This window comes from Streptomyces sp. MJM8645 (assembly GCF_001625365.1).
Classification (GTDB): domain Bacteria; phylum Actinomycetota; class Actinomycetes; order Streptomycetales; family Streptomycetaceae; genus Kitasatospora.
Window position 1 is genome coordinate 5,775,915 of record NZ_LJJF01000001.1, and the last position, 15,755, is coordinate 5,791,669.

7 protein-coding genes are annotated in these 15,755 nt (G+C 71.5%); 1 reads left to right on the forward strand and 6 read right to left on the reverse strand.

Annotation, left to right across the window (positions count from 1 at the left end; translation table 11 throughout):
- Positions 1-108: 108 nt before the first annotated feature.
- The 5 genes from A6F73_RS24615 to A6F73_RS24635 form a co-directional block, all read right to left on the reverse strand.
- A complete protein-coding gene (locus A6F73_RS24615) occupies positions 109-519 on the reverse strand; it encodes a hypothetical protein (RefSeq protein WP_159398539.1) in 411 nt (136 codons plus the stop codon).
- 143 nt (positions 520-662) lie between these two features.
- Complete coding sequence (locus A6F73_RS24620; RefSeq protein ID WP_063349781.1) at positions 663-1,061, reverse strand: hypothetical protein; 399 nt, start codon at positions 1,059-1,061, stop codon at positions 663-665.
- Complete coding sequence (locus A6F73_RS24625; protein WP_063349782.1) at positions 1,058-9,130, reverse strand: ricin-type beta-trefoil lectin domain protein; 8,073 nt, start codon at positions 9,128-9,130, stop codon at positions 1,058-1,060. The genes A6F73_RS24620 and A6F73_RS24625 overlap by 4 nt, the downstream gene beginning before the upstream one ends.
- Positions 9,131-9,554: 424 nt before the next feature.
- Positions 9,555-10,406, reverse strand: a complete 852-nt coding sequence (locus A6F73_RS24630; protein WP_063349783.1) for a hypothetical protein — start codon at positions 10,404-10,406, stop codon at positions 9,555-9,557.
- Between the two features lie 4 nt (positions 10,407-10,410).
- Complete coding sequence (locus A6F73_RS24635) at positions 10,411-11,028, reverse strand: papain-like cysteine protease family protein (RefSeq protein WP_063349784.1); 618 nt, start codon at positions 11,026-11,028, stop codon at positions 10,411-10,413.
- A gap of 446 nt (positions 11,029-11,474) precedes the next feature.
- Between A6F73_RS24635 and A6F73_RS24640 the strand changes: the two genes are divergently transcribed.
- Positions 11,475-12,434 (forward strand): helix-turn-helix transcriptional regulator, encoded by a 960-nt coding sequence (locus A6F73_RS24640; protein WP_063349785.1) that lies wholly within the window; start codon positions 11,475-11,477, stop codon positions 12,432-12,434.
- A gap of 48 nt (positions 12,435-12,482) precedes the next feature.
- Here the strand turns inward: A6F73_RS24640 and A6F73_RS24645 are convergent, their stop codons facing one another.
- Positions 12,483-15,731 carry an EAL domain-containing protein gene (locus A6F73_RS24645; RefSeq protein ID WP_159398540.1) on the reverse strand — a complete coding sequence of 1,083 codons (3,249 nt, stop codon included), beginning with the start codon at positions 15,729-15,731 and terminating at the stop codon, positions 12,483-12,485.
- Positions 15,732-15,755: the final 24 nt, after the last annotated feature.

The following is a 15,755-nucleotide window of genomic DNA, read 5'->3' on the forward strand; positions in this document are numbered from 1 at the left end:
CGCGAGCGCCCAGGGACTGCGCCTCTTCTGCATGATTCCCCCCAGTTGTGTTGTGCGTAGGGACGCCATCCGAAGCTCGGATGGCGCCCCTACAGATGGTGTAGCGGATCAGGCTGTCCGTCCGATGACGCTCTTCTCCCAATCCGAGAGATCGTCGGCGAATCGGCGCCGATCGACCCAGGTCCCTTCGGGCAGGGACACCCGCAGGACCAGTTGCCGCCCGAACCGCGTGGGCGAGAGGTCGACCTCACCCCGTGCCACCAGGTCCACGAAATCCAGGACCCGATGGGCGGGGACGCCGTCGAACACGTAGTCCTCGTAGAGAACTCTGGCTTCGCCGAGGTCTTCCCTCAACATCACCAGATACTCGTGCCCGGACAGGGCCTCCAGATGAAGGTCGACCAGCCTCGGCTCGGCCGCGACCTCGACCGCCTCGATCCCGGCGAACCGCCCGGACCGCTGGGCCGCCGCCACGAGATCCTCCACCGAGTACCCCGGGGGTAGTCCTTCCTGTCCCATCCAACTGCCTCCACTCTGCAGGTCGATTCCCGCTCTACCAGGCGTGTCCAGTGACACGGTGACCGGCCACGGCAGAACGTGGAACGGCCCCCGCGACCGGCTCTCGGCCGATCGCGGGGGCCGGGGGCTCCCTCAGTTCGGTGCTACGCCGCGAGCGGCCGCAGCGCCACCTCCCAGGCCCGGAACTTCAGCCGGAGCGTGGAGGAGAGGATCTCGAACACCGGTGGCAGGTCGGCCCCGTACTCGTAGTACGTGACAGTGTCGATCCCGTCCGGTTCCTCCGGAGGGTCACCCTGCCAGCCGTCCGAGCTCACCGCGGTCTGCTGCATGACCAGTTCGCCGGCGTCGTGGAACTCCAGCGCGAAGCGACCACGGGTCGGGTGCCTGAACTCCAGGCTCACCGTCGCCTTGGGGTAGCCCACCAGGGCGACGCCGTGAAGCTCGCAGTCGTTGTGGAGGTCGATGAAGCCGCCCGGCACGTCGAGCTCGACGTAGTCGCCCGGGGCCTCCCATGCCTCCAGACCGCTGAATCGGGCCTTCACTTGATTCCCTTCTTCTTCGGCTTCATCAGATGGAACTGGGCCCGTCCGATGTCACGCCAGGTCATGCGCTGGGTGTTGTTCCGCTGGAGCGGACCCCAGCCGCTCGGTGCCCGGGGCTCGCGGTAGCTCGGTACCTTGTGCGGGGTCGGGACCTTCTCGGTCTTCCCGCCACCGAGTTTGTTGGTGTGGGTCTTCCCGCGGAGGTCGTAGTACCACTTCGTCTTCCGGCCCTCGACGATCACCCGGCTCTTGCCGCCATTGTACTTGTCGGCCAACTTGCTGGCGTAGCGGGCCTTGGCCTCCGTGTTCTGGATCCGCGCGTATCGGTAGACCACCTTGGCCTTGGTCGCTATCCGATCCACCCGGGCCGCAACCCGTACGGCCTTCACCGCTGTGATGGTGGCCTTGGCAACGGCTCCACCGCCGACGACCTGAGCCACCGCGACCACTGCCATCTCGGCGGCCTTCGCCGTGTCCCCGGCCACTGCGTAGGAGACGGAGGAAACGGCTGCTGCCACCGCGCCGATGGGGCCGGGGATGTAGGCGGCGACCTCGGCGACCTTGGCGACGACCTCGACCGTCTTCTTCAGCCACTTGGGCATGCCCCAGTTGCCGTCGAGGTCGGTGCAGTTGACCGGATCGCCGGTGCAGTAGTCGTACGGGCTGGCGTTGCCTCCGGGGACCGGGTCGATCTGGAGGAAGCGGCCGAGGGCCGGGCTGTAGAGGCGGGCACCCATGAGGATGTCGCCGTCCTGGGCTTCTGCGGAGCGCTGCTTGCCGCCGAGCCAGCCGTAGCGAACGTTGGCCTGGCCGTCCTGCGGGATGCCGAACTCGTCGAAGTCGAGCACCACCGGCTTGGTGAGAGCGGTGTCGGTGGTGACGACCACAGAGCCGAACAGGTTGGTCAGTTGCAGCTGGACGTCACCGGTCTTGCTGGTGGTGGCCGTCAGATCGGCGTCCGGGCCCGAGACGTTGCGGGTCAGGGTGCCCTGGGCGGTGTCCTCGACGGTCCAGCGGACCTCGTCGGAGTCGTCGCTGTAGTGGTTCAGCTTCGACGTGGCGTTGGCCCAGGTGCCGTCGGCCTGCTTCTTGCTGGTGGTGAACGCGGTCAGGCGGTGGGCGGCGTCGACGGCCCACTCCTGCTTGGTGTCCCCCTTCTCCTGGGCGGCGACGCGGTCGTTCGCCCAGTAGGTGTTGGTCGCGCCGGTGGCCGTCTTCACGGTGCGCCCGAAGGCGTCGTAGACGAAGCCGGCGTCGGTGAGCCGGTCGGCGCTGTCGTAGGTGTGGTTCTCCGCCGTGGCCCCGGCCGTGCTGCACTCGCCGGCCGCCCCGCGCGGGGAGGTCTGCTTGGACAGGCGGTTGGAGTGGGCGTCGAAGGCGTACTGGCGGGTGACGCAGCCGGCCGCGACCGTGGTCTGCTCGGCCTTCACCAGCCGGCCGAGCCGGTCGTACTGGTAGGAGCGGGTGGCGGTGGAGCTGGTGTCCTTGGCGACCTGGCCCTGGGTGGACATGTCGGTGGTCTGGGCCCAGACCACCGTGTTGTCCGAGGTGCGGGTGTAGGTGCGGCCGGTGGCCTCACCGACGGCGTTGAAGGTGTCCTTGCGGACGATCCCGCCGGGGTAGGTCTGCTCGACCAGCTGGCCGTCCGGACCGTACTTGGCGGTGAACTCGCCCGCCACGCTGTCGGTCACGGAGGTGACCAGCCCGCGCGGCTCCTTCGCCCGGTCGTAGGCGTAGGTGGTGGACCCGGTTTGGTCACTCACCTTCGCCGGCTTGCCGAACCGGTCGAACTCGGTGGTGGTGGTGGCACCGTCGGCGTCCGTGTAGGAGATCAGACGGCCGAGCGCATCCAGGACGCGGGTGAGCGACTTGCCGCCGGCGGTCGTCTTGACGATGTCACCGGTGGCCGGGTCGTACTCGGTGGTGACCTTCGGCAGGGGCTTGCCCTCGTCCGAGGTGATCTCGGTCGAGACGATCCGGTCCAGGGCGTCGTAGACGGTGACGGTCTTGCGGGACTTGCCCGCGTTGGTCTCGGTCGTCTCCTCCGGCTCATTGAATGCGGAGTAGCGGGTGACCCGCTTCACCGGCAGCGTGGTGGACATCCGCGAGGCGTCCGCCCCGGTGACGGCGCCGCCCGGCATCGTGACGCAGGGCAGGCCCGCCCACTCCGGGCGGTTGGCGCACGCGGCGTCGTCCGGGTTGGTTCCGGCGGTGTAGAACACCGACTTGACCGTCCCGGCGTCATTGCCGGTGGAGCCCGGCTTGCGGGACTCCAGCGCCCGCCCGGAGGCGTCGAACTTGACGTAGGCGGTCAGCTTGGCGCCGAGCGCGTCGGTGGTCACCGAGGTGGCCGCCTTCAGCGTCCAACCGGAGGTGCCGCCGATCGGCGTGTCGTAGCCGGTCCTGGTGACGCGCAGCTCCACGTCGTCGGCGTAGCCGTCGATGCGGGCGCCGTCGGTCGCGGTGGTGACCAGGTGGTAGGTCTGGCCGTCGGGCTTCCCTTCGTCGTAGGTGTTGGTGTTGTGGTCCCGCGCGACGACCGGGGTCCCGGCGGCGAGCGTCGGGTTGACGGTCGCCTTGGTGAGGGTGACGGTGTCGATGCCGGTGTGGAACCGCTCGCCGCCGCTGGCCGCGTTGGTGTCGACCACGGTGAGCTTCAGCTCGTGGTCGCCGCGCGTGAGCTTCACGGGTGCGCCGGTGGTGTACGGGGCCACTGCGCCGCTGGCGCTGTAGGTGTCGATCCGCTGGCCGACGTCCTTGCCGTCGATCGCCCACTGGATGACGCCGTGGTCGCTGTTCTTCGTCAGCTGGCCGGAGAGGACGTACTCGCCCTCCTCGGGAACGGTGACGCGCATCGCGTCGAACGCGCCCGCCGCCGTGCCGCGGATGCCCAGCTGGGCACCGCCGGACCAGGTGACGCCGCAGCAGTCGTTGTCGATCTGGACCTTGGCGTTGGTCCCGAGCTGCGGCAGCTTCTCGGCCTCGGCCGTGACGACGGCCGGGTTGGTCTGGCCGTTGACCTGCTCGGCGAGCGAGGCGCGGTAGACCGGGCCGAGCGTCTCCGTCACGTCCAGGCCGTCGGCGGAGTACGTGGTACGTGAGTCGAGCAGACGCGCGCGGGAGGCGGAGTCCGCCGGGAGGTTCAGCTCGGCGGCGAACTTGTCCGCATCCGGGTACGTGCCCAGCGCGATCGAGCGGTTGGCCGCCCCCAGACCGCGCACGACGTGGCCGTAGCGGTCGTACTCCTTGGTGTCGATGTCACCACCGGGGGTGACGGACGGGATTGCGGTGTTGACCACATTGCCGGAGGCGTTGAGGTAGTGGATGGAGGCCGACTTGTAGGCGTCCGGGCCCGGCTTGGCGGCCGAGGCGGTGTTGGTGCCCGGGTCGTCCTCGGGGCCGAACACGGCGGTGGCGTCGGTCGGCGCATCGGTCTGCGCCCACTTGGCCACGTCCGCACCCGCCAGGTCGTACGGACCGCCGGCGCCGCGGGTCAGCGGCACGTCGTAGACGACGCTGGATGCGGCTTCGCCGGTGACCTGGTCCTTGCTGCCCGGCGCGAGCATGCCGCGACGGACCTTGAGGAGGCGGCCAGGGTCCTGGTCGGCCGCCGCCTTGCCGTAGTCGAAGTTCCACGGCAGCTCACCGGCGCTGCCGATCCGGGTGACCCGGCCGGCGTCGTCGTAGCCATAGGCGGTCTTCAGCGGGGTGGCCAGGCGCGGGTCCCAGACCTGGGTGAGGCGGCCGCGGTCGTCGTACGCGTAGTGCGCGACCTCGACGGCCTCCTGCTTGGAGGTGGCCGGGTTCCACGTCCAGACCTTCACCCCGCGGACGCGGTCCAGGTAGTCACCCGGGGTCGCGGCCGTGGCGGTGGTCACCTTGGCGTAGTCGTACTCCATCACCTCACAGCCGCGCGGCAGCGGGTCGACGGTGCAGCCGTTGACGTCGTCGATGCCCGGCTCGACGGCCGGGACGATGCGCTTGACGAGCGAGCGGCCATCGGTGGTGTCGTACTGGTAGCGGGTGGTCGAGGCCGCGTCGGGCCCCGTCTCGCTGACCACCTGGTAGATGTTCGAACCGGCCTGGCGGGCGAAGACGGTCTTCGAGCCGTCCAGCTCGCTCAGCTCGTAGGCGGTGCCGGCGGTCTGGATGTCCCAGACCTGGTTGGGGCCGGCCCAGCAGACCCAGATCGAGGCGCCCTTGTCGGCGTCCAGGCACTGGCCCGAGTGGCGGTTCATGACCGTGCCGTTGGTGCGCACCTCCCACTGCTGGTTGTCGCCGCCGTTGCAGCCCCACAGCGTGAGCGGGGTGGCGTTGCCGGTCTGGCCCCAGGGGTTGTCCAGGCAGTAGCCGAGCAGGCGCAGGGTCAGGTCGTCGCCGCGGGTCCACTGCTGGTTCGACGCGCCCGTGCACGGAGCGGGCTGCAGCCGGGCGCCGTTGCCGGCCGCGCCGTTCGGGACCTCCAGGCACTGGCCGCTGGTCGACAGGACGATCGCACCGGACTTGGCCGGAACGGCCTTGAGCGACAGCGACTCGGCGCCCGGCTCGGGGAAGAACGTTCCGTCCGTGCCCTTGGCGAAGGTCAGCGAGGTGTCGTCGTTGTCCTTGATCTCGACCAGGTCCGACTGCGGGAAGGACAGCGCCCGGTAGTCCGAGCCGGTGCCCGCGTCCGGGCCGCCGGCCCACTGCGGGCCGAACGGGGCGACGATCTCCTTCAGCGACAGGTCGTCGAAGAAGACCTCCTTGCCGCTGCCGGCGGTGTTGCCGTTGTAGAGGCGGAACCAGGCCTCGGTGGCGTCCTTGGGCACCGTCAGGTCCAGCGTCAGCTGCTGCCAGCCGTCGGTGAACGACGCCTTCGGAGAGGCGGTCTCGCCGTAGCCGGCCGGGGTGCGGTAGACGCCGACCATCCGCAGGCCTCGGTTGGCCAGCGGGTTGTCCAGGCCGGTCGCGCCGGGGACGTAGATCCAGCCGGTGAGCCGGTAGGTCTTGCCGGGCTGCATGCCCTGGCCGAGCGTGTACTCGGGGCCGAGCGCGGCGAAGGAGTCCCAGCCGGAGCCGGCCGGGACGACCAGGAGCGAGTCGGGCGAGTTGTCGTGGCCGCGGACCGTGGAGCGGGACAGCGTCGCCTGTCCGGCGGTGAAGCCGGTCAGGTCGGTGCCGACCTGGCGCTGGTTGAGCGTCAGACGCTCGCCCTGGGGCTGCCAGCCGCGGCCGAGGTCACGTGAGGAGGCAGTGCGCTTGACCGACAGACCGCGCTCGTCGGCGTCGGTGACGTCGGTCGAGTAGTCGCCGGTGAGCAGGTTGACCGAGCCGGGGCCGATGTTGGCGCCGGTCGCGCCGTCGGCGTTGCGGTCGACCGTGATGGTGTTCCAGACGGTGGCGTAGCCGTTGCCGGAGCCGTCCTCGGGGAAGAGGAGGGCGCGGACCTGGACGACGCCGCCGACCTGGCCGAGCGTGTCGAGGACGCTCCAGTTGGCGTGCGGGCCGAGGTCCGCGAGCCGCGGCTTGTCCTCGGTGACCGCGGTGTTGTCCGCCTTGGTCAGGTTGGTGCGCGGGACGTTGTACTCCGCGGCGCCGGGGCCGCGGCGGTACTGGTAGACGACGCGCTGGAACTGCGCCTGCGCGTCGACCGCGAGCTTGACGCGCTTCGCGGACTGGGTGCCGTTGACCGGCGAGCTCATGCCCGCCTGGCCGACCTGGAAGGTGTACGTCGCGGGCGGGGACAGGTTGCCCGCGCGGTCCTTGGACTGCACGCTGAGCACGCGCCGGCCCTCGGTGGTCGGCGTGATCGACGTGGTCAGCGCGCCGGTGGCGGCGACCGTCACCGGGGTGCCGCCGTCCAGGGTGTAGACGTAGGCCGCGGTGTCGTCGGTGCCCGGGGCGGGCGAGAAGGTGAACGAGCCGGCCTGGTTGGCGGTGCCGTGCCAGAGCCCGTCCGCCGGGTAGTCCGCCGAACTCACGAACGGCGTACCGGGCTTGACGGTGTCGGCGATGACGTTGGTGCCGACCCAGCCGGAGCGGGACTTGCCGTCGTCGAGCATGGCCCAGATCGTGTACTGCACGCCCTCGTCGAGCTTGGCGATGCCGTAGTCGGAGGGGCGGACGGTCGCGATCGCGCCGTTCGGGGTGTCCCGGACGATGCTGCCGATGAACGTGCCGCCGCGCCACAGGTCCAGGTAGACCTTCAGCGGGTCGCCGTCGGGGTCGGCCGCCTGCACCTGGAAGCGCGGGTTCGCGTCCGAGGTGTAGCGGGGGTTGCCCTGCTGCGAGGGCTGCACCTCCACCGTCGCCGGGGTGGCCGGGACGGTGTTGTAGGTGATCGAGAGGAACGGAGGCCAGTAGCCCTCGGCGGAGCTGAACTTCTTCCAGGACAGGTTGCTGGACTCGTCGGCCGCCTTGAGGGCGAACCCGTACTCGTTGTGACCGAACCCGGCGAAGTACCGGATCATCTCGGTGACGTCGGCCTTGGCCCAGAACGTGCCGTCGGAGGCGTAGCAGTCGTGGGTGTCACCGTCGTTCGCCACGTCGTACGTGTCGTTCGAGGTGGCCCACTTGCGCTCCATCGCGGGCTGGTTGCCCCAGCGGGTCCACCAGGCCGCGCCGGGCGCGTTCCAGACCTCCCACTGCTTCGGGATGCAGGACGAGGAGTGATGGTTGGCGAGGTTGAGCGTGGCGCCCAGGATCTGCTTGCCGTTGAACGACCCGCCCGGGACGGTCAGGAACGACCGGGCCACGACCTTGCCGTCGTAGCTGCCCAGCTTGAGGTCCGTCGACGCGGAGGCGTCGATGTTCTCGTTGGTCTGGACGTAGGTGTCGAAGGTCGTGCCGACGTCCACCACCGGGTCGATGGTGACCGGGAACTGGGTCTTCGGGTCCGCGAGGAAGGCGGCGTCCGGGGTGAACACCAGCTCGGTGTCCGCGCCCTGACCGCGCACCTCCATCGTCACCGGGCCGCGGTTCAGGTGCTCCTGCGAGGCCGGGTCGACCGCGGCGTCCCACATGACGGGGGTAGGGATCTTGACCGTCGCCTTGCCGGTCGCCTTGTCGAGCAGCTGGATCGAACCGTCCTGCTGCGGCGAGACGGTGAGCCCGGTGGTGTCCAGCGGGAGCGTCACCGTGCCGGTCTGGGCGACGGCGGAGCGGTCCTTGACGATCAGGAACTGCTCGAAACCGGTCCGGGTGGCTTCGAGGACCAGGTCGACGCCGGGGCGGGCGTTGACGTAGGTGGCCTTGTTGCCCTCCAGCTTGGGCTTGGGCAGCTTGCCCAGCCAGCCGAACTTGACCTGCTGCTCACCGGAGCCGATCTTGACCAGCTCGCGCTCGGCGGGGACCGGGGCGGCCGGGGTGGACTGCGGGTCGGCGGCCGGGGCGGCGGCGCGGGCGCCGCTGCGGGAGGCCCGGTTCGCGTCGGCCGAAGCCGAAGCCGAAGCCGAAGCCGAAGCCGAAGTCGAAGCCGAGGTCGAAGCCGAAGCCGAGGCGGACGGAGACGACGACGGGGACGACGACGGGGACGACGACGGGGACGCGGAAGCGGGGGCCGTCGGTATCGCACTGGGCGACGTCGCCGGTGCAGTGGCCGGCGCAGTGGTGGTTGCGGCGCTCGGAGTCGTGGCCGGAGCAGTGCTCGGCGCGGCCGTCGGTATCGCGGCGCCCGGCAGGCTGTCGCCGACCGTCACCCCGGCGTCGCCGCCCTCGAAGACCACCCCGCCCGGGTGCGCCTTCGGCGCCACCTTGCCGTCCGGGGTCTGCACCAGCGTGGTGTCGACGGGCACCCAGGCCTCGCCGACCTTCATCCGGATCGGCCCGGTGGAGCGGTCGGAGGTCAGCGTGCCGTCCGGGTTCGCCCACAGCGTGGTGAACTCCGTCCGGGCGTTGGTGACTTCGATCCGTCGCTTCTGCAGTCGGGCCGACAGGAGCGCCGAAGCCTCGTCAGGCGCCTCGGTGGCCGGAGCGGTCGGTGGCGTGGGGGCGGTGGGTGCGGCGGAGGCCGGAGCGGCCGTCACCGCGTCCACCACCACACCGGCCTGCACCAGCAGGCCGAGCGTCAGGAGCGCTGATACGGGGCGCATCCGACGCGTAGAGAAGGCCCCGCCCGCAAAAGCGGACGAGGCCCGAGACCGTCGTTTCATCAAAGACTCTCTCAAGAGATGTGCATTGTTTTGAATGGCTCGATTGAAGCCGAAGCACAATCTCTCATTCTCAGCTGACTCCCAGTGACCAATCAGGATGACGATTGCGTAACAGATCGCTTACGCTGAGGAGTCGTGAGAAATGGAGTCATTTCGATGACATCACCCCAGGTGGGCGAGGTGTCCGAGATGCGAAGAGGGCCCCCGATCGCGTGCGCGAAGGGGCCCGGATGGTCGTGAATTAAGAAGTGATGTGCCGTCAATTACCGTGCGGGCTTTCCGCCGAAAACCGCCGACGGCGGGACACCCGGAGGTGCCCCGCCGTCAGCGCCGTTCGCAGTGTGGAAGCCGAACGGCGGTGCCGTCAGGCGGTGCTGCGGCCCGCCCGGCGGCGGCGCAGCAGGGCGGTGGCGAGTCCGAGGGCGGCGAGGAGGGTGCCCGCCCCGGTGAGCAGGGCGGTGGTCGGGGTGGAGTCGCCGGCCGGTGCCGCGACGGGGGCCGTTCCCCGGTCGAAGCCGCCGAGCAGGTGCGCCTTGGCGTAGTCGGTGCCGGGCAGCTTGTCGGCGTACCGGTCGTGGACCACCTGCTGGTACTGGGCGAGGGTGATGCCCGCGTCGCCCACGGACCGGACCGCGTCCGGGTTGAGCGGCCGTACCTGGCCGTCGACCAGGGCGTACCAGGCCCGGATCTGCGGTTCCTCGAAGGCGACGGCGCCCCGGCCCAGTGCTGCCGCGGCGGCGGCGTGGTCGGTCTCGTCGCTGCCGGAGGCTATGTTGATCTCGGCCCAGGACCCGCTGTTGTGCGGGTCGGGGGCCGTCCACACCGAGGCCTTGCGGCCGTCGGCCGCGTCGGCCTCGGTCGCCATGAACGCGAACTTCGCGACCGGCGCCCCGGCGGAGGCCGCCGCGACGAAGTCCGGGTTGAGGTAGTACACGGGCACGGTGTCGCCGACCACCCGGGCCGGGGCGGCGGCCTGCGCCTGGCGGGCGTCGGAGGAGCCCTGACCGGAGCCGTGGGCGAAGAACCCGCCGAGGGTCTGCACGACGGGGGCGGCCTTCGCCGCCGCGGCGGCCGCGGTGACGTCGGCCGCGGACGGGGCGGACGGGACGCCGGCGGCCGCGGCCGGGGTGGCGGCGAGGGCGGGGGCGGCGGCGAGCAGTCCGCTGCCGGCCAGGGCGATGGCGGCGAGGGCGCGCGGGGCGCGGAAGTGCGTCATCGTGTCACGCCCCGATCCGGTACAGCGAGTCGTTCCAGTTGAACTGGCCGTTGTAGCCGGCGTAGTAGCTGTACGACGCCAGGTTGTAGCGGTTGCTGCTGGGCCACGGGTCGCCCCAGTAGATGGACTTGTTGCTCTGGTCGTAGCCGTAGATGACCTGGGCGTGCCCGCCGCCGGCCAGCCAGGAGATGCCGGTCTCGATCGGCCGGCCCGCGTTGATCTCGCTGACGATGGTGTTGAAGGACAGGGCGCCGGTCTCCTGACCGGGGGACACCCCGAGTGCGGAGAGCGCGTTCTGCACCCAGGAGAGCTGGCCGGGCTGGTTGGGGCACTGGTACGAGGTGTCCTGGCCGTAGGCGAGGTCGCAGAACGAGTTCTGGTCGGTGCCGTGGCCGAGGAAGGTGGCGATGGTGTTGCCGGAGGCGGCCCAGCACCACTGGTCCTGCTCCTGCGCCTGCATGGAGATGTTGAGCCGGGAACTGGCGGCGAAGGTCTGGGAACTGCCGGCGGCGGCCTGGGGGGAGGCCGCGGCGGTGCCGGCGCCGGTGGTCACGACGGCGGCCAGCATGCACAGCGCGGCCAGTGCGGCGCGCAGGGACGACCCACGGATGGGTCCGCTCATGGGGGAACTCCTTCGTGCGGGGGCACGGGCGGCTCCGTGTGCACCCGGCGCCGCCCTGGGGTGTGCCTTGTGTGGGGGTGAGCTGTGTGGGGGATTGCCGCGCGGCCGACGCGGCGGGCCCGGACCGGGGTTGCTAGGAAGCGTAGGCAGCAGGCCGGGCCGCTCCCAGACCCCCGGGAGGGGAGCGGGCGGTGCTGTGAACGGGGCTGTGAAGAGGGGTGGTGCGGCGGAGGTGCTGCGCCGCAGACGGGTGGCCGGGAGCGGGGCTCCCGGATATGGACGCGGCCGGGGTAAGCCGGTAATTTCACAGCGCGCCGCGTCCCCCCGTACCGCGTCCCCCGCCCTCCGTACCGCCGCCGTCCGCACCCTTCGCCCCCCGCACCGCCGCCGTGTCCCCTCGGCCCCGCCGCCGCGCGCCGGCCGGGCCAGTAGCCCCGGGAGCCCCGATGGCCAGTCGTCAGGAACCGCCGCCCGGTGCTGCCCCGGAGAGCGCCGCCGTGCTGGCCGCGCTGCGGAGCGGGCCCTTCGGCCTCGCGCTGCGCACCGCGATCGAGGCCCGCGGGCTGCCGCTGGAGCGGCTGCGCAGCCGGCTGGCCGAGCGCGGACTGCGGATCGCCGTCACGACCCTGAGCTACTGGCAGCGCGGGCTGCGCCGGCCGGAGCGCCCGGAGTCGTTACGGGTGGTGGCCGCGCTGGAGGAGATCCTCGGGTTGCCGGCGCACGCGCTCACCGCCCTGCTGGGTGCGCCGCGGCCGCGCGGCGGGGCGGACCGCGACGGCGCCGGGCCCCGCCCGTACCCGCAGATGGTGCGCACCCCCGGTGATCTGGGCGGGCTGCTCGCGGATCTGGACAGCCCGGCGGCGGGGAAGCTCCAGGTGGTCACCGAGTACGCGACGGTGACGGTCGGGCCGCGTCGTGAACTGGCGGCGCTCAGTTCGATGGTGGCGGTCCGGGCCCGTCAGGACGGGGTCGACCGGGCGCTGCTGATCTACGACTGCGACGAGGGGGTGGACGAGGGGGCCGTCGAGATCGTGGCGGGGGACAGCTGCCGGCTGGGCCGGGTGCGCCGGGATCCGGTGGCCCGGGTGGTGCTCGCGGAGCTGCTGTTCGACCGCTCGCTGCACTGCTCCGAGACCCAGGTGTTCTCCTTCGAGGTGCGCCCGCACAGCGCGGCCGAGTGCTGCCGCTACCGTGCGGCCTTCCGCTTCCCGGCGGACCACTACGTCCTGCGGGTGCGCTTCGATCCGGGCGAACTCCCGGTGCAGTGCCAGTGGTTCACGGCCAGTGACTCGGAGGGTCCGGACGACAGCCTGGCCGACCTCACCCTGGACAGCCACCACCTGGCGCACGTGGTGGCGACCGCGCTGGGGCCCGGGGTCGCGGGCATCCGCTGGGCGTGGACCTGAGGCGTGGGCCTGAGGCGTGGACCTGAGGCGCGGCCCTGCGACCGGGGGTCAGGTCGGTTCGTGCGCGGTGCCGCCGACGAGGGCGCGGGCCTGCGGGGCGGTCATGGGGTGGGCGAAGAGGTAGCCCTGGCCGAGCGGGCAGCCCATGGCGGCGAGGAGGTCGCGCTGTTCGGGGTGTTCGATGCCTTCGGCGATGACCCGGACGCCGAGGGTGTCGGCGATGCGGGTGATGCCTTCGACGAGGGCGTACTGCTGCGGGGAGAGGCCGAGGCCGTCGATGAAGGACTTGTCGATCTTGAGGATGGAGATCGGGAACTCGCGCAGGTAGGAGAGCGAGGAGTAGCCGGTGCCGAAGTCGTCGATGGCGATGCCGACGCCGAGGTCGCCGAGGGTGGCCATGTCGGCGTGGACGCGGTCGTCGCGGCGCATCAGGACGGATTCGGTGAGTTCGAGGACGAGGGTGTGCGGGTCGATGCCGGAGCTGCGCAGGGCGCCGCGGACGACGTCGACGAAGCCGGCGTCGCGGAACTGGCGGGCGGAGACGTTGACGTTGACCCGCAGCGGGGGGAGGCCGGCGGCGGCGCGGTCGGCGGAGCTGGCGGCCTGCCAGGCGGCGGCCTCCTGGGCGGCGCGTTCCAGGACCCAGGCGCCGAGGGGGACGATCTGGCCGCTCTCCTCGGCGAGGGCGATGAACTCGTCGGGCAGCACCATGCCGCGCCGCTGGTGCGGCCAGCGGACGAGCGCCTCGAAGGCGACCAGGTCACCGGTGCGCAGGTCGACGATCGGCTGGTAGTACAGCTGGAAGGAGGATTCGGCGATCGCCGCGTCCAGGTTCTCGTTCAGCTCGTGCCGCTCCACCAGCCCGGTCTGGAGGGCGGGCTGGTAGTGGCGCCACTGGCGGCGGCCGGCCGCCTTGGCGGAGTAGAGCGCGAGGTCGGCGTGGGTGAGCAGTTCGGCCGCGTCCACGCTGTCCTCGGTGGTGGCGACGCCGATGCTGGCCGTCACCCGGACGGCGCCCGCGCTCAGCCTGAACGGTTCTGCGAACACCGTCAGCACGGTGTCCGCGATGGCGTCCACGTCGGCCGGGCGCAGCGCGTCCTCGACCAGGACGGCGAACTCGTCGCCGCCGAGCCGGGCGGCGGTGTCCGAGCTGCGCAGTGCGGTGGAGACCCGCAGCGAGACGGCGATCAGCAGTTCGTCGCCGACGGCGTGCCCCTGGGTGTCGTTGACCACCTTGAAGTCGTCGAGGTCGAGGAAGAGCACCCCGGTGACGGCGCCGCTGCGCTCGCCGCGGGACAGCGCGTGGCCGACCCGGTCCAGGAACAGCACCCGGTTGGCGAGGCCGGTGAGGGAGTCGTGGAAGGCCCGGTGGGTGAGTTCGCGCTCCATCTGGCGTTGCTCGGTGACGTCGCGCAGGGTGAGCACCAGGCCGCCGACCGTCGGGTCGGCGCGCAGGTCGTTGAAGCGGACCTCGGCCTCGATCGGGGTCCGGTCCTGCCGCAGCAGCCGCCAGTGCTCACGGGGCTGCTCGCGCAGCGGTTCGCGCGGCGGCGAGTGCGGCGGGGAGTGCAGCGGTTCGCGCGGCGGCGAGTGCGGCGGCGAGTGCTCCGGCGCGTGTGCCGGGGCGGCGTGCGCCGGGGCGGCGTCCACCGGGCCGCGCATCCGGGCCAGCGCCTTGCCGACGGCCCGGCTGTCCTCGGGCGGGACGAGCTCGGTGAGCAGGGTGCCGTCCAGGCTGGGGTAGCCGAGGACCCGTTCGGCGGAGGAGGAGGCGTAGCGGACGCCGTCGTCGGCGTCCAGGATCAGGATGACGTCGCTGGCGTTCTGCACCAGGGTGCGGAAGTACAGCTCGCTGTTGCGGCGGTTGACCTCCTGGCTCAGCACGACCCGTTCGACGGCCAGCGCGGCCTGCGCGGCCAGGATCTCCAGCGAGCCCCACAGGCTGGTGAGCTCCTGCGCGGTGCCGGTGACGATGAGCGCGCCGATCAGCGGGTCGCCGGAGGGGCGCTCGTCGAGGGTGAGCGGGCACAGCAGGGCGGAGGGCATGCCGTCGAGGCGGGCGGCGAGGTCGCTGCCGATGTCCTCGACGGGCAGCAGCCGGGTCTCCCGGTAGGCGGCGAGGGCGAGCGCCTCGTCGGAGTCGGTGACGGGGCCGAGGTGGTGCTGGGCGGCGCCGCGTTCGGCGTGCCGCACGTGCAGGACGCCGGCCTCGGTGACGGCGAGCAGGGCGACGTGCCCGGGCTCGGTGGGCATCAGGGTGGAGGCGGTGGCCTGGACGGCGTCCGCGACCTCCTCGACGGTGACGGCCGCGGTGAGTCTGGCGCCGGCCTCGCGCAGGGCCCGCTCGCGGGCGATCGCCTGCCGGCGGGCGACCACGACGACCGCCAGCCGGGCCAGCACCAGCAGGTACAGGAGGGCGGAGAAGGCGCCGATCACGCCGGCGTTGCTGGTGTTGCCGTTCAGCGACTCGATGATCAGGATCGCCGGGGCGATCAGCGAGGCCAGGGTGAGCAGGGCGAGGCGGCCGGCGCTCAGGTCGGGCTGCTGGGTGGGGACGGGTCTGGTCAGCTCGACCATGGACGGGTGCAGCGCGGCCGCGCCCCAGGCGGTGTAGAAGGCGGCCCAGCCGAAGTCGACGGGGGTGCCGATGTGCCAGTTGCCGTGCAGCTGGATCAGCCCGTACAGGGTGTCCGAGACCAGCATGCCGGCGGTGCCGACGGTGAGCAGTTGCAGCGCCCGGCTGGTGCCGCCGCGCGGGGTCAGCAGTCGCAGCAGCAGGGCGAGGACGACCACGTCGCCGAGCGGGTAGCCGATCGAGACGGCCTTCTGGAACCAGGAGAGGTCGGGGTTGCGGGCGTACGGGAGGATCAGGTAGATCCAGGCGAGCAGCGCCAGGCCCATGGTGAGGATCAGCGCGTCGAGCAGGCCGGCGCGGTCCTGACGGGCCGTGCGCCAGCGGATGAAGCCGAGCACGCCGGCCGCGTACAGCACGAACTCGGCCAGGTAGAAGCCGTCGGCGACGGACGGGAACGGGTTGTGGAGGTGCAGGAACTGGGTCTGGACGACCTGGACGACCTCGCCCGCGGTGAAGCTCAGGTTGGCGAGCGCCAGCACGTACCAGAACAGCGCGTGCGCGGGGCGGTTGAGGCGGACGCCGGCCACGATGGCCGCGCTGCTGCCGAGTCCGATGCCCGTCCACCAGATGATCCGCTGCGAGGGGTTGATGTAGTAGACGCCGGTGAACAGCACCATCCACAGCAGGTAACAGACCATCAGGCGTTGTCGCCGACGTGTCAACGGGGCTACCTCCTCCGCGTCGCC